Genomic DNA, 22,519 nt, shown 5'->3' on the forward strand with positions numbered 1-22,519 from the left:
GGTCATTATAACATATTTCTAGTGAGGGATTTCAAATGCCAGTATTATCGTTTTTGCTTTATGTGTTTATTACTAGTTTTACTCCTGGGCCTAATAACTTAATGGCGATGCTTTCTGCAAACAAATATGGATTTAAGGGAACATTAAAATTTTGTTTAGGGGTGGGAGCAGGCTTTTTTGTCATTATTTTATGCAGCAGCTATTTTAATCTTATGCTGAAAAATTTTATTCCGAAAATACAATTTTTTATGTCGATATTCGGAGCGGTCTATATGTTGTACTTAGCTTATAAAATATTAAGAAGCAATCAGAAAGGAGAATCAGAGGGGGAGAGGAATAAAAATGGATTTATTTCTGGAATGATTTTGCAATTTATTAATCCAAAAGGAATTTTATATGGAATAACTGTTGTAGGGACTTTTATTCTTCCATTTTATCATTCGGTTTTGAGTTTTATCTTATTTGCTGTCTTTTTAGGATTTGTCGGATTTGTTTCTACAATGTGTTGGAGTACTTTTGGCTCTTTGTTTCAAAGATTTCTAAATAAATATAGAATGGCTTTTAATGTAGTAATGTCATTATTGTTGCTGTACAGTGCTGTTTCTATATTTATTCACTAGTAGTAGGTTTCTGTCTTTTTTGTGTGTTTTCATAAAAAAGGACAGAAACACAATTTAAAAAGATCTTTTAATGCTCTATTGGAATAAACAGAAATTAATATTATTGTTTTATCCTCTTCAATGTTTTTCGACAAATGTGGGATGCTAGCATTCCGAGTCAAAAACCTCTTCTTTTTTAAAGAAGAGGTTTTTTTATGGATAAATAATAGAATATTTTAATAATTTTTATTTTAATTGATTGACATAAATAATTACTCGTTATATTATTTAACTTATTATGTGAGAAAATCTAACAATATAATAAGACTAGGTGAAAATATATATGAAAAAAATTGAAGCAATCATTCGGCCTGAAAGGCTTACACAGACAATTAAAGGGTTGAAAAATATTGGAATAGCAGGGTTTACCGTATCTCAAGTGGTTGGCAGAGGAAAACAAAAGGATACTCAAGGCGTTTATCGAGGGAAAAATTATAAAGTAACTTTGCATCCAAAAGTAAAGCTGGAAATTGTGTTATCCGACTACATGGTAGAGCGCACTATTAAGGAAATTATCGCTTCGGCACAAACTGGTGAAGATGGAGATGGAAAGATTTTCATTCATCCTGTTTTAGAGGCGTATAATATTCGAACTGGTAAAACAGATTTTGATATTGATGATTTAGCAAATAAGGAGAGCTAACTAAAATGGAATTAGTTTATTTAAATACAGTATGGATTATTATTGCCGCTGCAATGGTATTATTTATGGAAGGCGGATTTAGTCTGCTTGAAGCTGGTTTTGTGAGAACAAAAAATGCGGTGAATGTAACGATGAAAATATTTGTTGATTTAACAGTCGGCGCTATTGCATTTTGGATGATCGGTTTTGGCATTATGTATGGCAAAGATGTTTTGGGATTTATCGGTACTTCTTTGTTTGGAAATCCTGAACATATTCAATTATCCATTGAATTGCCTAGTGCTGCTTTTGTCCTTTTTCAAATGGGCTTTGCATTAGCATGTATTTCCATTATATCGGGGGCAGTTGCAGAACGAATGAGTTTTAAAGCATATATTGTAACAGCCGCATGTATTTCCATTATTATATATCCATTATCTGGCCATTGGATTTGGAGCAGCGATGGCTGGTTGGCGGGTCTTGGCATGAAGGATTTTGCAGGTTCGGCAGCAATACATGCTTTAGGAGGATTTGTTGCATTTGCAATGGCAAAACTCCTTGGCCCAAGGAAAGGAAGATTTAATTCTGATGGGAGCGCAAATGTATTTGCACCAAGCAATATTCCATTAGCATCAGCAGGCGCCTTTATTTTATGGTTCGGCTGGTTTGGATTTAACGCAGGAAGTACACTGGATGCTTCGAATGCTTCTTTGGCTTCCATTGCCATTAACACAATGCTGGCAGGTGCAAGCGGTGGGACAGCTGCTTTATTTTTTACGATGAAAAAATTCGGGAAAGCTGATCCAAGCATGACAATTAATGGGGTATTGTCTGGCCTTGTTGCAATAACAGCAGGCTGTGCATTTGTGTCGCAGTGGAGCGCCATTATTATTGGAGCAGCAAGTGGAGTGATTGTAATTTTAGCAACATTATTATTGGATAAAATAAAAGTAGATGATCCAGTTGGAGCAGTTGCTGTTCATGGTTTTAATGGTGTATTTGGCACGATTGCTGTCGGTTTGTTTGATATAAAAGAGGGACTATTTACAACAGGAGATGCATCCCTTTTATTTGTACAGCTTTTAGGAGCAGCTACAGTAGTGGTTTGGGGGCTTATCAGCGGCTTTGCCATTGCGAAAGCATGCGAAAAAACTGTTGGCTTCCGGGCAAGTGAACGGGAAGAAGATGAGGGGCTGGATATGTCTTATCATGGTATTCCAGCGTATAATGAACTAGAACGTTTTGCAGATTTGCCTGCAAGTCTTTACAACTTTGAAGAATCGACAGGAATTTCTGTTGCTCCAGACATGGAAAAAGAGATTGCCAGAGAAATAAGTTAGCAAAAAGAAAAATAAGCATAAATGAATTATATTGATTTGGACTTCTGTGTTTAATAAACAGAGGTCTTTTTTGTTTATAAAGAAAGAACTTCATAATAATGTATATCAGTTTGGAAAAAGAAGAAAATAAAAATAATATATTTATTTTCTAAACAAGCTGCTAATTGGCATTAGAGATGGCAGTATTTTCAATCAATTTAGAAAAGACCAAAAAGCAATAGGTAGACTGAGATTATAATGAATGCTGCTTGATAGGTAATTTTAGACAATAAATGATGAAGCAAAGGAAGTGGTTGGCAGGAATGTGGAGAAATTGGGAAGCGGCTCAAAAAATTGCATTGCGTTTTGTTCTTTTGTACATAGTTATCAGCATTTCATGGGTTCTAATATCAGATTGGCTGTTACAAGATTATCTGCAGAATGCAAATTGGATAAGTACTGCAAAGGGTTGGCTGTTTATATTGCTAAGCGGTTTATTATATTACAAACTAATTCAAAGAATGACTAAAGATACAATCGAAAATGAAGCAAATTACCGCCTTATTGTTGAAAATGTATCAGATTTGATTGTTGTAGCCGATAGGGATGGGCATATCAAATATGCTTCCCCCTCGCATGAAATATTATTAGGCTACGAATCTGAAGAATACGAAGGAAAAAAATTATATGATTTTATACAAATGGAAGATAATTCTGAAATCCAAGGATGGTTTCAGAATGAAATAATGGCTAAAAAAGAGATTAAAGTAGAATATTATTTGAAAAGTAAAGAGGGGAATCAAGTTTTAGTGGAAGGAAAAGTGGTTCCTGTTGCTTCAGAAAATGGCACAGTTGAAAAAATGGTTCTGCTTGCCCATGATATTACCAAACGGAAACAGTTTGAAAAACAGCTAATAGAAAGTGAAGAGCGCTACAGGAAACTAGTGGAATACTCTCCCGAAACAATATTTATACATATCGACGGAAAAATTGTTTATGTAAATAACGCAGGTATGCGATTAGCTGGAGTGCAGCATATAGAGGAAGTTATGGGGAAAAATATCCTTGATTTTGTGGTTCCAGAAGACTTGGAATATGCTAAAAATCAAATAAGGAAAGTTGAGGAAATGGGTGAAACAAAGCTGCATGATTACCAGATTACTCGAATAGATGGAACACGATTATTTGTGGAAGCATTGGCATTTCAAACAACTTATCAAGAAAACAAAGCTGTACAGGTTATTATAAGAGATATCACAGAACGCAAAAGGGCGGAGGAGAGAGTCCGTTACTTGGCTTACTATGATTCTTTGACAGGGCTGCCAAACCGAAATTTTTTATTTGATTATCTTAATGAATTGTTAATCGCTATTAAAAAAGACAAGCAGCCAATAGCTGTTATGTTTTTAGATTTAGATCGCTTTAAAATGATAAATGATACATTAGGCCATAGTTACGGCGATTTTTTATTACAGCAAGTAGCTTCAAGATTAAAAGAGTGTTTGCCTAAAGATTCTATGATCGCGCGTTATGGCGGAGATGAGTATGTTATTGTTTTGCAGGAAAAGCAACTTGAAGCAATTTCAAGATTGTCTGATCGAATTATTGATAAATTAGCAGAGCCATTTTTTCTTCGCGACAGACAAATGTTTATTTCGCCAAGTATAGGAATAAGCATGTATCCCAAAAATGGGGATGCAGCAGAGCGGTTGATTAAAAATGCCGACGCTGCGATGTACCTTGCCAAAGAAAAAGGGAAAAATAATTATCAATTTTATACATCTTCCTTAAATGATAGAAACAGCAGCAAACTCGAATTGGAAAATGGTCTTAGGAATGCCATAAAAAAGCATGAGTTTACCCTTTTCTACCAACCTCAAATTGACCTGAATACAAATAAAATTATTGGTTTAGAGGCTCTACTCCGTTGGAAACATCCTAAATATGGTTTTGTTTCTCCAGCAGAATTTATTCCTATTGCCGAAGAAACAGGGCTTATTGTTTCGATTGGCAAATGGGCTTTAGAAACAGCTTGCAATCAACATAAACAATGGAAAGAAAAGGGGTTTTCCCCCATGAGTATAGCTGTAAATGTTTCCGCTCTGCAATTTCGCCATAAAGACTTTGTAAAAACAATTGAACAAATAATCAGTAATACAAAGTGTAGAGCGGGTTATCTTGAATTGGAAATGACGGAAAGTGTTATGCAGCATTTAGGAGAGACCACGACCATTATGAATGAATTAAAAGAAATTGGCGTAAACCTCTCTATTGATGATTTTGGCACGGGCTATTCCTCTTTAAATTATCTAAGACATTTTCCTATTGACACATTAAAGATTGATAAGTCTTTTGTTGATGAAATAAATAATGGAAAAAACGGGGAAATAATAGTAAAAACAATTATTGATTTGGGCAATAGTTTAGGTTTTCAAGTAATTGCCGAAGGGGTCGAAAACGAACAGCAAGCATCTTTTCTGCGGCAAAATAATTGTCATGTAGGACAGGGATACTTCCTAAGCAAACCTTTGCCGGCTGATCAGATAGAAATACTATTTTCTCTCGCATAAGAAGCATCTTGCTTAAAGTTCTTCAAAAAAAGATCCTAGAAAAATTAACTAGGATCTTTTTTCAATTCCTTATTGGTTTACTGCTTTATTTGAAGTATCATTATTTTTACTGGATTTGCTTAAGAGCAATTCTAATTCCTCAAGGGATCTTCCATTTGTTTCAGGAACCATTTTCCAGACAAACAGAGCGGAAAAAACACTCATAATCCCATAAAAGGAATAAGTCAATCCTCCACTATATTCCATCATGGTAGGATATGTAGAAGAAATAAAGTAATTTGCAGCCCATTGTGCGGCTACTGCCAAAGCCACTGCTTTTCCGCGAATTTTATTAGGAAAGATTTCTGCGATTAAAACCCATACTACTGGACCCCAAGACATCATAAAGGAAGCAGTATAGATAATGATAAAGATTAATGTAGCAATTCCAATAGCATTGTAAAAAGCCATTCCCGCAACACCAAACATTCCTATTGCCATTCCAATGGATCCTATGACTAATAATGGCTTACGTCCAAATTTATCAACCATTAAAATGGCGACAACTGTAAAAATAACATTTACTAACCCCATTATAATCGTTTGGAACATGGAAGAATCTCTTCCGGCACCCATACTTTCAAAGATTCTTGGAGCATAATAAAGAGCTACATTTATTCCAACAAATTGTTGGAATACGGATAATAAAATACCGATAATAATGACTGTTTTTCCAAATGAAAATAAATTTGCTTTTTTTGCATCAAACGAATTTCTTATTTCATACATTGTCGCCTTTACCATTGTTTCATTATAAATTTTAGAAAGTATCTTTAATGCTTTTTCATCTTTATTTACTGATACTAGGTATCTAGGAGTTTCTGGAACTGCAAATAACAAAATTAGGAATAAACTTGCTGGAACACTTCCTGATAGGAACATATAGCGCCAACCTATATCATTTATCCATTCAATTGTTTGACCTTTTGCTATACTCCAATTGACAAAGTAAACAATAAGCATTCCAAGAATAGTTGCAAATTGGTTTAGGGAGACCAATCTTCCTCTAATATGTGATGGAGCGATCTCTCCAATGTACATAGGTGAAACTGCGGAAGCTAGTCCTACTCCGATGCCGCCAATAATACGGTAAATATTAAAAGCAATCAATAAAGCTATTGAAGGCTCCCCTTTCGTAAAAAATAAAAACTCTGGGTAAGCGGAACCGAAGGCTGATAATAAAAATAGTACTGCTGAAATGATAAGAGTATATTTACGTCCAAATTTAGTAGAAAAATAACCTGATAGGATGCCTCCCATAATGCAGCCGATTAAAGCGCTGGAAACTGTAATCCCATGTACCATGGATGAAAGATGCAGACTATCAGTAAAATAAGCTTGCAAGGAACTTTCTGCGCCCGAAATAACGGCAGTATCATAGCCAAATAAAAGGCCTCCTAAAGTTGCTACTAATGTAATAAGAATAATGTAGATATTTCCTGATTTGAGCATTGTTTACAAAGGGATAAACTCCCTCCTTCACATCCTTTCAAAAATGAAATCGTTATCACAATTAAAGTATATCAATTGTAACTTAGTTTGTACAGTAGACAAACTAAGTTTTGGATTAATATGTAAATTTATAAGGATTAATGAAGAAGTAAGAATTTTATAGATATATATTGGAAGCAACACTAGCGAAAGAGTTTCCTGTCCAACATCATATAAGCTTTACTATTATGAGTTCGGCAGGAAATCTTATTATTAATTGATGAAAATCAACATTAAGAAAAAAAGAGAATTTTTGGATTGTTAATAGAGCAGGAGAATTTGCGGTGACTTTATACCATAACTTGTCTGGTACTGCTAGCAAGAGTATATTTCGCTGTTAGTGAGGGGGGGTTTGAAGGGGACTATCTGTTTATTTTGGAGATTAGTTTTGTTCATTAAAATTGGCATGGTTATTTTAATGCTGTGCTTTTCAACATAATTCGATTGTCGGCATATATTTTTTATTAATAAAAAGAGAGGATGGATGCTATTTTTTATAGTATCCATCTCTCTTTAAAAAGTCTTTTAATAAAACATCAATCCAGTTTTTTTCTTCATATAAACTTTATGCTCTATTAAAAAGCGGCAGCCGCTATTTTAATAGATTGTGCTGGACAGCTTTCTTTTGCTTCTTTTAACTCTTTATAAAGATTTTCATCTATAGATATACTTCCTGTATTTTGATCCATTATTATTTCCGCTTTGCCGTCATCATCAAAATCAAAAATATCTGGCGCAATCGCCCCGCATGCTGCACAGGCAGTACATGAATGTTTATCTACTATTGTATATGTTGCCATTTAAACATCTCCTTTGAGTTTATAGTAAGCTATTATTATTTTAACTCTGAAATTCGTTTTTTTATTGACAGAATTTTTAATTTTTCTTATAAATGTAAATATTCAGTTATTTTAAAAGGTAAATCAATAAAATGGCAGTATGTGCTAGAAGCATATGCTGCCATTGACTTTTTCTATTCATGAAAAATTTTATCGATTAATCCTTTACTAGGCTTTTCTCGCAGAATTGGAAGTGTACAGCAGCGGAATGCCCCTCCTGATTTGATGATTTCTGAGATATCCACTTCTATAACGGTATAGCCTCGTTTTTCTAATTCTTTATTTACACCTTTATTTATTGGCAGACTAATTACTTTTTTATTCCCAATAGATAAAACATTGGTGCCCATTGTTGCTTGTTCTTCTTTGGAAACTTCTATAAGGCTATAACGCTCGGCAAGGTGTTTTTCCTTTTTTTTATCAATTTCTCCTCTATAAATCAGTGCTTCTGTTGGCGATAATATATTAAAAATACAATCTAAATGCAAAAATGTATCGGTAAATGGAATGTCAATTACTTCATAGACCGGCAATAGCTCCTGCAAATCAGCAATCGCATGTTTATTTGTACGATTGCTTACTCCTACGTAAATAGAATTTCCGTCAATTAGCACATCGCCGCCTTCGATTTTATCTCCTTTTAAGTTGGTATATGTAATTTTTATTTCATTCAACCATTGTAAAAAGCTATTTTCTTCTCCTTTCCTTACATCATGGGCCATCTCGGAAACAAATACATGACTGCCTAATGTGAAGCCGATGTCTCTGGTAAAAACTTGTTCTGGATATTTTTCGTCAGGTGGAAGAAGAATGACATCAACATCATTTTTTCTTAAAGTTTCTACAAAAGTGTCATGCTGTTTCTGCGCAATTTTAGGATTAATATTTTCTTTGAAAAATCGTTTTTGAATCGTATTGATCGGTTCTTTGATGCTCATAAAAGTAGGGGGAGCAAGCAATACTTTTTTTAATGGATCATATTCAGTCTCACAACCGATTTTTATATGTTCAGCCGTCATGATATACCTCCTAATTTCGATAAAGATAGTTTTCCCAAAATGTTGCAGGAAAATAAGGAGGAGGGGAATTCTTTAGTAATAGGCTGCAGGTTTACGTTGCAGGCACTTGCTTTTCTGCCGGAATCTCATTCCTTTCACTCCAATCCACTAATTTGTTTGAAAGACAACAAGATTCACAAAGAAATTCAAACATAATAAATTTTGTCTGATGTGCATAAATAACAGATTATTTTATCACTATTTAACGGGCTTTTGACCCCCGCCTAAGGGGTTGTAAGAGAAAACGAGAAATCTAGGTGGGCAGAAACTTGTCCATAAAGGTCTGATGGAAGCTGCACTTTATGCATGGAAAATTTAAATTATTTAGTTTTTTCTTCAGCTGAAAAATTTTATTGCAAGTTATTCAATAACAGATTATACACTCCGATAGTATCTATAGATAAGATATGATAGATTCTTATAATAGATGTAGCATATCTAAAAAAATAACATCTGAAGATTAGGAGGAAAAAGTTTGTTCAAAAAAATAAAATGGACAAATATAAGAATTGGCGGAAAATATATGGCTATTTTTTCATTTATGGCCATTACTTTTTTGATTGCAATTATTATTACAGATATGTCGGTGAAAAATTCTATTAGAAATATGAAAGATACGATGGCAAAAAACGATGTTTCCATTTATGCTGGGAATTTGATTACTTTATACCATGAAAAATACTCGCTGATCCCAGAATATATGCTCATATCAGATGATGCTAAACTGAATGAATATTTGGATTATAGTGAAGAATTTGTAGAAAATGCTAAGAAAATAAAAAAACATTTAAATAAAGAACAATTACAGCTATTTAATAAGATGATTGAAAATAATCATAAATTGGATGAATATTTCTTTAGCATCATTGTTCCGAAAGTGCAGCAAATTAATACAGAAGAATTCAAAAAACTGCAGCAGTCCGCAAATGAAATGAAAATAGAAACTTCCCAATTAGGATATCAGCTGAAAAACGGCTCAACAGAAATGAGCAAAGAGGCATTAAATGCTGCGAAGAAAAAGCTTGAAGTACTTAATTTAATTTTACTGATTTCTTCTATTGGCTCTATTGTCATTTCAGCAATACTTTTATATTTAGTCAGCAGAAAAATAAGTGGGAATTTAAAAGTGATTGTAGACAAAAGCAAAGAAATTGCAAGTGGCCGCTTAAATACAACTGAATTAGTTTATAGAGGAACCGATGAAATAGGCCAGCTATCTCAATCAATAAATGAAATGGGGCAAAGTTTGCGTGAAATGATAGCGGAAATTTCCAATCTCTCTAATGATGTAGATAAACAAAGTGCTACACTGTTCGAATCATCAGAAGAAGTAAAGCTTGGAAGCGAGCAAGTTTCCATAACGATTGAAGAAATGGCTGAAGGTGCTAGTTCTCAGGCAGATAATGCAGCCGCTATTTCCCAAAATATGAAAGATTTTAATGAAGAAATTATAAATGCAAGCAATCAGGGAGAGAAACTAGTTCAATTTTCTGACCAAGTATTAGCTGTTTCCATTAATGGAGACAAGCAAATGAAAGAATCCTTGCATCAAATGAAATTGATTAACGATGTTGTACATGGATCAGTGGACCAAGTGAAGAATCTGGAAAGCAAAACCCAATCTATTACGGAAATTGTTCATGTAATTAAATCTATTGCAGAACAGACAAATCTGCTCGCACTTAATGCTTCTATAGAAGCTGCAAGGGCAGGTGAAGCTGGCAAGGGTTTTGCTGTGGTAGCGACAGAAGTCAGAAAATTGGCGGAAGAAGTTTCCTATTCAATAGAAGGCATCACAAAGCTTGTGTTCAGTATAAAAGAAGGGACTTCAAGAATAGCCGAAAATCTCCATAATGGATATGAACAAGCAAATAAAGGGTCTGAAGAGATAGAAAAAACAGGACAGCATTTTGCTGAAATAAAACAAAAAGTAGCTGAAATGTCAACTGGAGTGAAGCATATCTCTACGGTTTTCCATAAATTTCAGCAATCTAGCCAAAATATTAATGAAAATATTGAACATATTGCTGCTATATCAGAAGAGTCAGCTGCTGGTTCCGAAGAAATTTCAGCTGCAATGATTGAACAAAATCAATCGATTGAAAATATATCAGCCAGTGCAAAAAGGCTCACAAGCATGGTAGAAAGAATGAATAATCTAATAAAAAAATTCCAGCTTTAATTGAAAAAGGAAGGGAGGAAAATAGATGAAAAGAAATAAAAATCAAATAAATATATTCTGGATTGTGATACTGTTTCTGTTCATTACAGGATGTTCTTCTTTATCCTCAAATGATTCCACAAAAAAAGAGGAAGCTATTAAGCTGATCTCTGATGAGAAAAAGCCTTATATCGGTTTTATCTTAGATACTCTAAAGGATGAAAGATGGTATAAAGACAAAGAATTATTTGAAGAGGAAGTTAAAGATTTAGGCGGACAAGTGAAAACTTTAGCTGCTAATGGGTTAGATGATGTACAGATTAAACAAGCAGAATTGTTAATTAAAGAGGGTGTGGATGTTTTAGTTGTAGTTCCCCATAATGCAGATATTGCGAGTGAAATTATTGATATGGCACATAAAAATAAGGTGAAAGTTATATCATATGATCGGTTAATAAAAAATTCTAAGGTGGATTATTATATTTCCTTTGATAATGTAAAGGTTGGCCAATTGCAGGCATCTGAATTAATCAAAAAAAAATCGAAAGGAAACTTTGCCTATATCGGAGGGGCGGAATCGGATAATAACGCCCTCCTATTTCGTCAAGGGGCTATGAAAGTTTTACAGCCATTAATTGATAAAGGTGACATAAGGCTTGTTGACGATCATTATACAGAGGATTGGGATCCAAACATTGCCAAAAAAAATATGAAAGATGCTTTAAATAAAAATAATAATAAAATTGATGCAGTAATAGCTGCCAATGATGGTATTGCTGAAGGAGTGATTGAGTCTTTAAATTCGGCTGGATTAGCGAAAAAAGTGCCTGTTTCTGGACAAGATGCAGAATTGGAAGCAATACGCCGAATTGTAAAAGGAACACAAACAATGAGCGTGTATAAACCAATTAATCTGCTTGCAACTAAATCAGCAGAAATTGCCATGAAAGCAGCAACAGGAGAAATGATTGAAACAGACAAAAAGGTGAATAATGGAGAGATAGATGTTCCATCCATTTTGCTGGAGCCAATAAGTGTTACAAAAGAGAATATTAGAGAAACCGTAATAAAAGATGGATATTTGACAGAAAAAGAAGTATTTGAATGATTTTCTAGGATTGGAAAATCCATTTTAGAGGCTGCAAGGTATGTAAAAAGAAAACTTGCTGCCTGGTATGATTTGCACAGCGTATTCTATAAATAATCTATTGAAGATAGAAAAGCCAGATGTTTCCCATGCATCTGGCTTTTTATTAAATGGTTATAGTGATTATGAGATTTTGCATTAATCCATTTTGCAAAAACCAATTTTTTAGCATATTTTTTCCTTTGTCAAAAAATTAAAATATTATTGATTAATATATTTTCCTATGTTAATATGAATTTATGAAATCACATATAAGATTTTGTATCACATATATGATTTAAGGAGGCTCCGATGTCAGTTAAATCTGCAGAAAGAGTATTAAGAGTATTTGAATTATTAAGCAAGCACTACAATGGTTTAACGATAAAAGAAATTAGTGAAACTTTATCATTTCCTCAAAGCAGTACATCTGGACTTATTGGAACTTTATATAAAGAGGGATATTTATCCATAGATTCTAACAACAAATACAAGCTGGGTCCGAAATTGATTCAAATTGGAAGCGCCGCAATGGAATCGCTGGATATTTCTGAACAAGGAAGTCCCTATTTAAAAAGTCTGATGGAGGATGTTCAAGAAACTGTATTTATGGCTGTATTATCTGAAAAAGATTTGGTGTATGTTGCAAAAATTGATAATAATCGGTCTATACGGACAACAGCACAGCCAGGAGGCCAGAAGCCACTATATTGTACAGGGCTGGGAAAAACCTTTTTAGCCTTTATGCCAAAAGAACAACGAGATAGCATTTTATCCAATATAGAACTCCTGCCTATAACCAAACATACGATCACAGATAAAAAACAGTTGGAACAGCAATTGGATATCTTTAATAAACTTGGGTACTCCATTGATGATGAGGAAAATGAAGAAGGTCTGTTCTGTTTAGCAGCTCCTATATACGGAGCGGATAATACATTGCAAGCAGCTATTAGTGTTGCAGGGCCAAAAGAAAGAATGATTAAGCAAAAAGACTATATTGTAGAAAAATTGACCTATACTGCAAAAAAAGTAGCTGTAAGCATTGGTTTTGATGCAGGGAAGGAATATACAATATTGCCTTAGCAAAAGAAAGAAACAATTTAGATGCATTTTTCTATTTAAAAAACAGAGAAGGGATAATTCAATCAGTTTGTTCCTTCTCTATATGAAATGAGGGATATTAAATGGATGTGGTAAGCATAGGAGAAACCATGGTTTTATTTTCTCCTAATCAGAATGGCCAACTAAGATATGCAAAAGATTTTACTTCAAGAATTGCTGGAGCTGAAACCAATACATTAATTGGATTGGCAAAGCTTGGATATCAAACTGGCTGGATCAGCAAGGTAGGGGAAGACGAGCTTGGAAAAAGAATAATAAATAGTGTTCGTGGTGAAGGGGTTGACACTAGTTTTGTACAAGAATATGCAAACGCTGCCACCGGTTTGTTTTTAAAAGAACAAACCACTGCAAATAATGCTAGAGTCATTTATTACCGAAATAACTCTGCAGCTAGTCAAATGACGCCAGCTGATATTGAAGAAGATTATCTTGCAAAAGCTAAGATTCTCTATATTACTGGCATTACTCCAGCTCTCAGTAGTTCATGCAGAGAAACTATTTTTTACGCAGTTGATTTGGCTCGAAGAAATGGATTAAAAATAGTTTTTGATCCTAATATCAGAAAAACATTGTTGGATGAGAAAAACGGAAAAGAAATGTTGAAAGAACTCATTGCAAAATCAGATATTGTTCTTCCTGGAATTTCTGAAGGAGAATATTTATTTGAAACAAAAGATTGCCAAGAAATAGCTCAGAAATGTAAGCGCTTAGGAGCAAAGGCTGCAATAGTAAAATTAGGAGAGAATGGAGCCTACTATTCTACAGCTAACAAGTCTGGTTTTGCCGAACCGTTTGCTGTTGAAAAAGTAATTGATCCAATTGGAGCAGGCGACGGATTTGCTGCAGGTGTATTATCAGGAATACTTGATAATCTGTCAATCTATGAATCTGCAAGAAGGGGCTGTGCAATCGGTTCGATGGTAACTTTGGTTAACGGCGATATTGAAGGACTGCCAGATAAAAAGCTGCTGCAAGAGTATATGAGCAGCACGGTTAAAGAGGATGTAATTCGTTAAGAAATTAGAAGGGAGCTAAAATTTATGAATACACTGCAACAAATAATGGACAATAAAATAGTTTCAATTATCCGTGGAGCTGCTCCAGAGGATACAGTTAAGATTGCTAATGCTTTAAAAGAGGGAGGCGTTAAATTAATTGAAATCACCTTAAACTCACCAAATGCATTAAAGTCAATAGAATTAGTTTCACAAGAGTTGGGAGAGAAAATGGTGGTTGGTGCAGGAACTGTGCTGGATCCTGAATCGGCTCGAGCTGCGATTCTCGCCGGTGCAAAATTTATTTTATCTCCGACAGTAAATGCAGAAACGATTAAAATGACGAAGCGATATGGTGCAGTAAGCATTCCAGGAGCATTTACTCCTACAGAAATTCTGACAGCTTTTGAAAATGGAGGGGATATTGTTAAAGTTTTTCCAGCAAGCATTGGCGCAAGTTATATAAAAGATATTCGCGGACCGTTAAATCATATACCTCTTTTGCCGACTGGCGGTGTAAATATAGAAAATATAGCGGAATTTAAGAAGGCTGGTGCAGTGGGATTCGGAATAGGAAGCTCATTGGTAGATACAAAGCAAGAAATAACAGAAGACTATTTAAAGGAATTAACGAAAAAAGCACAAGCCTATGTTGCAGCTATCAAAGATTAAATAGTAATAGATTTTTATATTATAAAAAATAATAAATTTATATTTTAGGAGAGATGACAAATGAAAATCACAAGTTATGAATTATTCCAAGTACCGCCGCGTTGGCTATTCTTAAAAATTGAAACAGATGAAGGAATTGTAGGCTGGGGAGAGCCTGTCATTGAAGGAAGAGCTGCAACGGTAAAAGCTGCTGTAGATGAATTAATGGAATATTTAATTGGAAAAGATCCTCTTGATATTGAAGACCATTGGAATCTTATGTACAGAGCAGGTTTTTACCGTGGCGGTCCAATTCTAATGAGTGCCATTTCAGGTATTGATCAAGCGCTTTGGGATATAAAAGGAAAGTATTTTAATGCACCTGTACATCAACTTTTGGGAGGCAAAGCTAGAGACTCTATTAAGGTGTATTCATGGATTGGCGGAGACAGACCCTCTGATGTAGGAAATGCAGCAAAAGAAGTTGTGTCAAAAGGGTTCACTGCAGTAAAAATGAATGGAACAGAAGAACTTCAATATGTTGATTCTTATGAAAAAATTGATCAAGTATTAGAACGCATTGCAGCTGTTAGAGAAGCTGTAGGTCCATATATTGGAATAGGAATTGATTTTCATGGACGTGTACATAAGCCAATGGCAAAAATTCTTGCAAAAGAATTAGAACAGTTTCGTCCTATGTTTATTGAAGAGCCTGTTCTGCCGGAAAATAATGAGGCATTACGCGAAATTGCGAATCATGTAGCGATTCCAATTGCAACAGGTGAAAGAATGTTTTCTAAGTGGGATTTCAAAAAACTGCTTACAGATGGATATGCTGATATCATTCAACCAGATTTATCTCATGCGGGCGGAATCACTGAATGCAAAAAAATTATTTCCATGGCTGAGGCTTTTGATGTTGCTGCTGCCCCTCATTGCCCACTAGGACCTATTGCGCTTGCTGCATGTCTGCAAGTTGATGCCACTTGCCATAATGCATTTATTCAAGAACAAAGTTTGGGAATCCACTATAACCAAGGCAGTGATTTATTAGATTATATTGTGGACAATCAAGTATTCAAGTATGAAGAAGGTTATGTGAAGATTCCAAGCGGTGTTGGATTAGGAATAGAAATTAATGAAGATCATGTCAGAAAAATGGCTCAAATTGGTCATAATTGGAGAAATCCAGTCTGGAGACATAAGGATGGAAGCATTGCAGAATGGTAAGAAAAATAAACCTGGCAGGTGAGAGCATTGAACAGTAAAATGACGAATGTACGATACGGAGTTGTTTTTATGCTGTTTATTACTGTGATTATTAACTATATGGATCGCAGCAATATTTCCATCGCAGCTCCTTTTATAACAGATGATTTAAATTTAGACCCTGTAAAAATGGGATTAATCTTTTCTGCTTTTGGCTGGACTTATTGTGCTCTGCAAATTCCAGGAGGCTGGCTTTTGGATAAACTGGGAAATAGAAAGACACATGCCTATGGAATTGCCGGGTTTTCTCTGGCAACTCTTCTGCAAGGGTTTGTTAGCGGTTTTTCCGGTTTTATGTTTTTAAGAATCGGGCTAGGGGCTTTTGAAGCTCCTGCTTTTCCAACGAACAGTAAAGTGGCGGCAAGCTGGTTTCCTGAAAATGAAAGAGCAAGAGCAGTGTCTATTTATACTTCTGGACAATTTGTAGGTTTAGCTTTTTTAACGCCAACGCTAGTATTATTGCAGCAGTCAGTTGGCTGGAGAGGTTTGTTCATCATTACAGGAATTATTGGTTTAGCGTGGTCCCTTTTATGGTATTTATTTTATAGAGATCCACAAGAAAGCAAGCGTGTGAATAAAGAGGAATTAAAGTATATGAAAGAGGGCGGGGCAATCTTTGAAGAAGTGGCAGCCAGCAAAGTTGCGCCAGCTCCAAGAAAAATCGGCAAAAAGGATTTTGCAGTTATTTTATCCAGCAGAAAATTATGGGGAATCTATATTGGCCAGTTTGCAGTAAGTTCAACGTTGTGGTTTTTCTTAACTTGGTTTCCAACATATCTCGTAGAATATAGAGGTTTAGCTTTTATTAAATCTGGTTTTCTGGCATCATTGCCATTTTTGGCAGCGTTTGTTGGGGTATTATCTTCAGGTTTTCTTTCTGATTTCTTAGTGAAAAGAGGCATTTCAGCAGATGTATCCAGAAAAGTGCCTATTATAACAGGTTTACTTCTTTCGACATCAATTATAGGTGCTAACTTTGTAGAAAGTACGAATTTAGTAGTTTTGTTTATGTGCATAGCTTTTTTTGGCAACGGTTTCGCATCGATTACTTGGGTATTTGTCTCTTTATTAGCTCCAAAAAGATTAATAGGAATTGCTGGCGGCATGTTTAATTTTATTGGAGGAACTGCTTCTATTATAATTCCAATTGTAATCGGTTTCTTGGCTCAGGGCGGAAGTTTTGCACCTGCTTTAACCTTTATCGCTTGCATTGCACTAATTGGGGCACTATCTTATATTTTCTTAGTTGGGAAAATCCAGAGAGTGCCAGACATTATTAAATCAGAATTTCCCGAAAATCAGCAAATATCTAAGTAATGAATCATGTTAAATCTTAAAGTTTGATAAAAAGATCTAAGTCCTTTATGGATTTAGATCTTCATTTTTTGATAGGCTGTTTTCTCAAAGCTAAAATAAAAAATGGAAGAATCAGGTGTCAACAGACTAAATACATGCAGACTCCTGTGGGACTGTGAGAAAGACGAGACCTGGGCAAGAGCATATGGGACAGGGAGTCTTGATGCTCGCCCACGGAAAGTGAAGGGGATTTTAGGCTGCCTCGCCATTTATAGCAAAATAGCCTTTACTAAAATCATGTTTGAGCAATATAAACTTTGGCTGAGTATATTATAAGGAATATAGTTTCCATCCTAATAAAACAAAGCAGATGTAGGCACAATAAATAGGCAGGTTATCAAAATTAAAGCGAGGATTTTTATGAAAAAAACTGTGATCATTATTTTATGTCTATTTACCTTTATGCTTCCACCCCAAGCATCTGCACAACGTAAAATTCCAATTTTAATTTATCATTCCATCGATGAGTTTCATGGACATGGTTCTAAAGAATTGTATGTAACACCTGATAATTTTAAAAAACAAATGCTTTATTTGCGTGACCACAACTTTACCTTATTAACTTTTGATCGGTGGCAGGATATACATAAAGTAAACAAACCAATTTTCATTACATTTGATGATGGATACAAAAATAATTTGAATGCATTTGCAATCTTTCAACAATTAAAAAATGAGCAATTTACACCAATGGGCACGATATTTGTTATTTCAGATTTTATTGGCCGATCAAACCGATTATCCAAAGAAGATTTAAAAAAACTGGCTGATTCGAAAATTATTTCCATTCAGTCTCATGCTGCTACACATCCCGATTTAACAAAAAGCAACCAGCTAGAATATGAATTAAAAGAGTCCAAAGAAAAAATTCAAAACATTACGGGCAAACCTGTTATAGCACTTTCTTATCCATATGGAAGTGCTGATGATAATGTTATAAATGAAGCAAAAAAGTACTATTTATTCGGATTGACAACAACACCTGAACCTTTTTATGAAAAAGGCATAAAAGATGAGCTTTATCTTTTGCCAAGAATTTATGTGAAGTATTCGACCACTCTGAATGAATTTGCGCAAATAGTGGAAAATGTGGCAACAAAGACGAGGTGAGCATTTACCTCGTCTTTTATCATATTTTGATTAAGAAGGAAACATCTGGTGCCACTGCTGCCATGAGCCATGGGGATATTGTTGATGCCATTGCTGCCAAGGAATATATGGGTGCGGCTGCTGCCAATTATCGTGTTGATGAGGGTGTTGCGGCTGTTGCCAATTATCGTGTTGATGAGGATGTTGCGGCTGCTGCCAATTATCGTGTTGATGAGGATGTTGCGGCTGCTGCCAATTATCGTGTTGATGAGGATGTTGCGGCTGCTGCCAATTATCGTGTTGATGAGGATGTTGCGGCTGCTGCCAATTGTCGTGTTGATGAGGATGTTGCGGCTGCTGCCACTGTTGCCAATTATCATGAGGGTAGTGCTGCTGCCATTGTTGCCAAGTGCCATGAGGATGCTGCTGGTGCCATTGATTCCATGGGATATAGGGTAAATTTCCTTGACCTTGATGCATATAATCCACCTGCTTTTTTATTTTAGCTTTTTTATAACTTTGTTGATTAGAAGGTTCATTGTAAAAAAATTAGTATTCATATGCTGAATCAAAATTATATTATCAACGATAGTTATTAACATAGCCATATTTTTTTATCGGTTTAGCTTATGCAAAATCTCAGGGAAAGAGCTTATTTATATTAATAATAGGAATTATTTTACATTTTATAAAATAAAATGATGGAAGATGCTAATCTTATTTCAGTAATAAAATTTATTGGACATAAAAAGGCCCCCTAAGGCAGACAGATTTTTATTTTTTAATCTGTCTATCATAGAGGGAGCATATCATTATGCGAATTTCAGTTTTTTTATTTTATGAATTAAATTGATAGGAAAAAATGCCTTATTTCTTCGGAATAATAAGAGTAACGATGGTTCCTTCCATCCATTTGCTTTTATAAAATAAACCATATTTTTCACCATAATTTAGTTGGATACGATGATGCACATTTTGAATCCCGTAGCCTTTAGTTTTAGTAATGAGAATAGTTTCCAATGTTTCTCGGCTAATTCCACAGCCATTATCAGCTACTGTAAAGATTAGATTATCATCTGATTGCTTTCCTGATATAGTAAGGATGCCTTTTCCAGGAGTTTCTTTATGGTCAATGCCATGGTTAATGGCATTTTCTACTAATGGCTGCAGCAGGAGATTTATCATCGTGTAATTTAAAATTTGTTCATCAATCTCAAAATGAACATCGAATGAATTGGAATGCATCATACGCTGAATTTGAATATATGAAGTGGTATTTTCTAATTCATCTTTTACTGAAATGATATTTTTCCCTTTATTTAATGTTGTACGGTAATATGTTGAAAGCAATTGAGCCATTTTGCTAATATCCTCTTGTTCTGTCATAATGGCCTTACTATTAATAAGAGAGAGGCTATTATAGAAAAAATGGGGATTGATTTGAGCTTGTAATGCTTTCATTTCATATTCTTGTTGAGCAATTTTACTGTTATACACTTCATCAATCATCGTTTGCAGTTTATGAACCATGTTTCCAAATTGTCTTATTAAATGCCCGATTTCATCGGTAGATGTATTAATGACAGTGACAGAAAAATCTCCTTTTTCAATCTGTTCCATATTTTTTGCTAGTTTTTCTAAAGGTCGGACTACTATTATAGAAAGAAAATAAATAGACAAAAATAAGAATAAAATACACAAAAAAATCACAAATATAACAGTCACTGTAATTTGGGAAGTAGATGCTGAAACAGTGCCTAATGGGCGATATAAATAGGCTGTCCACTTATAGGAAGAAAGTGCAGCTTTTTTGTATACATAATCTTGATCCAAGGATCCATTTTTATATTTTTTTAATAATTCATCTGCAGAAAGCTTATATGAGTTATTTTGTTTGGAAAAACTTTCGAAAGAATAAACAGGCTGATTATTTTCATCAAATATAATGATGCCGTATGTATCCTCAAATAAGCTTGCCATTGAATCAAAAACATGTTTATAATCTATGTCCAGATAAACAATATTCTTGTTGTAACGATCGAAAATTTGACAGACTACTTTAAGTGTCTGATCAGAATCAGAAGCGACTAATTTTGGCGATGTAGTATTTAAAACGCTAGGGTACCAGCTAGTATGTTCTATATCTGATAAAGGACGCAGAATATCACCATGATAATATATCGTTTTATTGTTGCTATATATCGTGATTGTATTAATGTCGTTTTGCAAATTGCGTGCAGTCAAGATTAAAGGATCTAATATATCCCTATACATTAAGTACATTTCGTACGAGTTGGCATAGTCAGAAGTTACTCCTCTTTTAACATCTTCGTCCCATGCAATTTGATTGACTACATTAAAATAAGTGTTTACTTTATAATCCAAACTTAAAATGGATTGATTTAATGATTCTTCCAATACTTCATTTTCGCGAGTTATCAATAAATGCTGTATTTGATAATAACAAAAATAACCCAATGCAATGACAGGCAATAGACTTGCCAATAAACAAATAATAAGTATTTTATTTCTGAATTTTAAATTCTTAAACCAGATTTTAAATCTGCGCATACTAATAATTCTCTTTCTTTTTTTCTCCGTGCATTTGCCGGAATTTCTCTGGACTTGTGCCGAAATTTTCTCGAAAGCTTCTGCAGAAATATGAAAAATTTTGATAGCCTACTTCTTTGCATATATCATTAATTTTCATATTGGTATTATGCAGAAGTTTTTTTGCTTTTTCCATTCTGAAGTTTTTTATATACTTATTGAGTCCGCATCCAGTTTCTTGAATAAATACTTCACTTAAATAGCGTGGAGACAAGTATGCTTTTTCAGCAAGTATGTTTAAGCTTAATTCTTCTCCATAGTGTTCGTTTATATACTGTTGAACAATATGGATAACATGTTTCGGAGAGTGTTCCTTTTTCTCTAATTTTTTTATCACTTTTTCTTTAATTGTTAATAAAATACTTTCAATTTCCGAGAAATATTGACAAGAATAGATTTCACCCATTTTATCGTTAATTGTTTTTTCATCGTATTCTTTTAAAGATTGACAAAGAAGCTGCAAAAGTCTTGAAAATAAATAACGGACGTAAATATGAGAAAAATCCTTTTTTTGATGATATTTTTGAAATAAAATATTTATATTTTGTTTCAAACTAAATGCATCAACATATTGAATCGCCTCTTGAATCGCATATAAAAGATTTTCATCATGTTCTAAAGACTCTGTTTCTTGTGTTATAGAAGTGTCAATTGGATAAATATATGTCTCAGAGTAGAAAAAGCGATCTTCTAGATAGTTTTCCAATTGTTCATATATTATTGGTATCTCACTAGGAGTGGAAAGTTCTTTGCCGACAGACATATAACATTGAATTCTGTATTCAGAATAAATCTTTTTTTGGATTTTATCGGCAACTTGCATAGGCGATGCCAAGTAGTTTGCATCATTTTTCAGCAACAACAAAATTTGAAATGGATTTAGGTCAATAAAATCACAAGTACTAGGAATAATTTGTTTCATCTGTTTGTAAAAGAAAAGAACATCTTCATCTTTAGAAAGTGTATCAAAGAATGGCTCTTCAAACTGAATCAAAATTAAGCGACAATATTCATTTAAAAAAACAAAATCTATGAAAGGGTATTCATTTTTTAGTATATCTAATGGTGTTTTGTTTACTAAACGGTAAAGAATATGGGTTTTAAGGAATGAAGTATTGGCTTTTTTTTGAATTTGTTCCTTCTCCTGAGTTTTAATATTTTGTATGACTGAGAAAATAGTATCTTGAAATTCTTGAGGTTTTACAGGCTTTAAGATATAATCGACCGCGCGCAAAGATAACGCTTTTTTGATAAAGTCAAATTCATCATGGCCACTGAAGAAAATAATTTGGATATCAGGATAAATCATTCTCGCCTTTGCTGCAAGCTCTATTCCATCAATAAAGGGCATTTTGACATCTGTAAATAGAATATCTACAGACTGATTTTGCAATTGAACAATTGCCTCTTTTCCATTGGCAGCTTCTATTATATCAAGTTTAAAATTGAATTTATTTAGAAGAAAACGGATGACATTTCGTTCATCTTTTTCATCATCTACAATTAGAATGCGGTGCATATTTTTTCCCTCCCATATAAT

18 protein-coding genes are annotated in these 22,519 nt (G+C 34.2%); 13 read left to right on the forward strand and 5 right to left on the reverse strand.

The window, feature by feature from the left end; translation table 11 throughout:
- The first annotated feature begins 35 nt into the window (after positions 1 to 35).
- The 4 genes from NCCP28_RS06795 (at position 36) to NCCP28_RS06810 (ending at position 5,170) form a co-directional block, all read left to right on the forward strand.
- Positions 36 to 620, forward strand: coding sequence for a LysE family transporter (locus tag NCCP28_RS06795; protein ID WP_248560643.1), 585 nt, complete (start codon positions 36 to 38; stop codon positions 618 to 620).
- 322 nt (positions 621 to 942) lie between these two features.
- The gene (locus NCCP28_RS06800; RefSeq protein WP_248560644.1) at positions 943 to 1,302 is read left to right on the forward strand and encodes a P-II family nitrogen regulator; all 360 of its coding nucleotides are present in this window, start codon (positions 943 to 945) and stop codon (positions 1,300 to 1,302) included.
- Between the two features lie 5 nt (positions 1,303 to 1,307).
- Entirely contained in the window at positions 1,308 to 2,621 is a 1,314-nt protein-coding gene (locus NCCP28_RS06805) for an ammonium transporter (protein WP_248560645.1), read from the forward strand.
- 302 nt (positions 2,622 to 2,923) lie between these two features.
- Complete coding sequence (locus tag NCCP28_RS06810; protein WP_248560646.1) at positions 2,924 to 5,170, forward strand: bifunctional diguanylate cyclase/phosphodiesterase; 2,247 nt, start codon at positions 2,924 to 2,926, stop codon at positions 5,168 to 5,170.
- Positions 5,171 to 5,239: 69 nt separating this feature from the next.
- On the opposite strand, the gene xylE is transcribed toward NCCP28_RS06810, so the two are convergent.
- From xylE to NCCP28_RS06825, 3 genes are all read right to left on the reverse strand, one after another.
- Positions 5,240 to 6,661: a D-xylose transporter XylE gene (xylE, locus tag NCCP28_RS06815; RefSeq protein WP_248560647.1), complete on the reverse strand. Its 1,422-nt coding sequence runs from the start codon at positions 6,659 to 6,661 to the stop codon at positions 5,240 to 5,242.
- Positions 6,662 to 7,275: 614 nt separating this feature from the next.
- The gene (locus NCCP28_RS06820; RefSeq protein ID WP_248560648.1) at positions 7,276 to 7,500 is read right to left on the reverse strand and encodes a ferredoxin; all 225 of its coding nucleotides are present in this window, start codon (positions 7,498 to 7,500) and stop codon (positions 7,276 to 7,278) included.
- 173 nt (positions 7,501 to 7,673) lie between these two features.
- Positions 7,674 to 8,558: a dimethylarginine dimethylaminohydrolase family protein gene (locus NCCP28_RS06825; protein ID WP_248560649.1), complete on the reverse strand. Its 885-nt coding sequence runs from the start codon at positions 8,556 to 8,558 to the stop codon at positions 7,674 to 7,676.
- Between the two features lie 514 nt (positions 8,559 to 9,072).
- On the opposite strand from NCCP28_RS06825, the gene NCCP28_RS06830 reads away from it, so the two are divergent.
- The 9 genes from NCCP28_RS06830 to NCCP28_RS06870 all read left to right on the forward strand — a co-directional run bounded on the left by NCCP28_RS06830 (position 9,073) and on the right by NCCP28_RS06870 (position 18,875).
- The gene (locus tag NCCP28_RS06830) at positions 9,073 to 10,779 is read left to right on the forward strand and encodes a methyl-accepting chemotaxis protein (RefSeq protein ID WP_248560650.1); all 1,707 of its coding nucleotides are present in this window, start codon (positions 9,073 to 9,075) and stop codon (positions 10,777 to 10,779) included.
- A gap of 25 nt (positions 10,780 to 10,804) precedes the next feature.
- Positions 10,805 to 11,866, forward strand: a complete 1,062-nt coding sequence (locus tag NCCP28_RS06835) for a sugar ABC transporter substrate-binding protein (protein WP_248560651.1) — start codon at positions 10,805 to 10,807, stop codon at positions 11,864 to 11,866.
- A 330-nt stretch (positions 11,867 to 12,196) separates the two neighbouring features.
- A complete protein-coding gene (locus tag NCCP28_RS06840; RefSeq protein WP_248560652.1) occupies positions 12,197 to 12,970 on the forward strand; it encodes an IclR family transcriptional regulator in 774 nt (257 codons plus the stop codon).
- A 101-nt stretch (positions 12,971 to 13,071) separates the two neighbouring features.
- A complete protein-coding gene (locus NCCP28_RS06845; RefSeq protein ID WP_248560653.1) occupies positions 13,072 to 14,025 on the forward strand; it encodes a sugar kinase in 954 nt (317 codons plus the stop codon).
- 24 nt (positions 14,026 to 14,049) lie between these two features.
- On the forward strand, positions 14,050 to 14,676 hold the full coding sequence (locus tag NCCP28_RS06850) for a bifunctional 4-hydroxy-2-oxoglutarate aldolase/2-dehydro-3-deoxy-phosphogluconate aldolase (protein WP_248560654.1): 627 nt from the start codon (positions 14,050 to 14,052) through the stop codon (positions 14,674 to 14,676).
- A gap of 60 nt (positions 14,677 to 14,736) precedes the next feature.
- The gene (dgoD, locus tag NCCP28_RS06855) at positions 14,737 to 15,885 is read left to right on the forward strand and encodes a galactonate dehydratase (protein ID WP_248560655.1); all 1,149 of its coding nucleotides are present in this window, start codon (positions 14,737 to 14,739) and stop codon (positions 15,883 to 15,885) included.
- Between the two features lie 18 nt (positions 15,886 to 15,903).
- A complete protein-coding gene (locus NCCP28_RS06860) occupies positions 15,904 to 17,241 on the forward strand; it encodes an MFS transporter (protein ID WP_248560656.1) in 1,338 nt (445 codons plus the stop codon).
- Positions 17,242 to 17,640: 399 nt separating this feature from the next.
- Positions 17,641 to 18,390, forward strand: coding sequence for a polysaccharide deacetylase family protein (locus NCCP28_RS06865; RefSeq protein ID WP_248560657.1), 750 nt, complete (start codon positions 17,641 to 17,643; stop codon positions 18,388 to 18,390).
- Positions 18,387 to 18,875, forward strand: a complete 489-nt coding sequence (locus tag NCCP28_RS06870) for a hypothetical protein (RefSeq protein WP_248560658.1) — start codon at positions 18,387 to 18,389, stop codon at positions 18,873 to 18,875. Before NCCP28_RS06865 ends, NCCP28_RS06870 begins: the two co-directional genes overlap by 4 nt.
- Positions 18,876 to 19,236: 361 nt before the next feature.
- Here NCCP28_RS06870 and NCCP28_RS06875 read toward each other — a convergent pair whose 3' ends face one another.
- Together NCCP28_RS06875 and NCCP28_RS06880 are read right to left on the reverse strand one after the other, a co-directional pair.
- Positions 19,237 to 20,940, reverse strand: coding sequence for a sensor histidine kinase (locus NCCP28_RS06875; RefSeq protein WP_248560659.1), 1,704 nt, complete (start codon positions 20,938 to 20,940; stop codon positions 19,237 to 19,239).
- Between the two features lies 1 nt (position 20,941).
- A complete protein-coding gene (locus NCCP28_RS06880) occupies positions 20,942 to 22,498 on the reverse strand; it encodes a response regulator transcription factor (RefSeq protein WP_248560660.1) in 1,557 nt (518 codons plus the stop codon).
- Positions 22,499 to 22,519 lie beyond the last annotated feature (21 nt).

Source organism: Niallia sp. NCCP-28, from assembly GCF_023168165.1.
GTDB lineage: Bacteria > Bacillota > Bacilli > Bacillales > Cytobacillaceae > Niallia.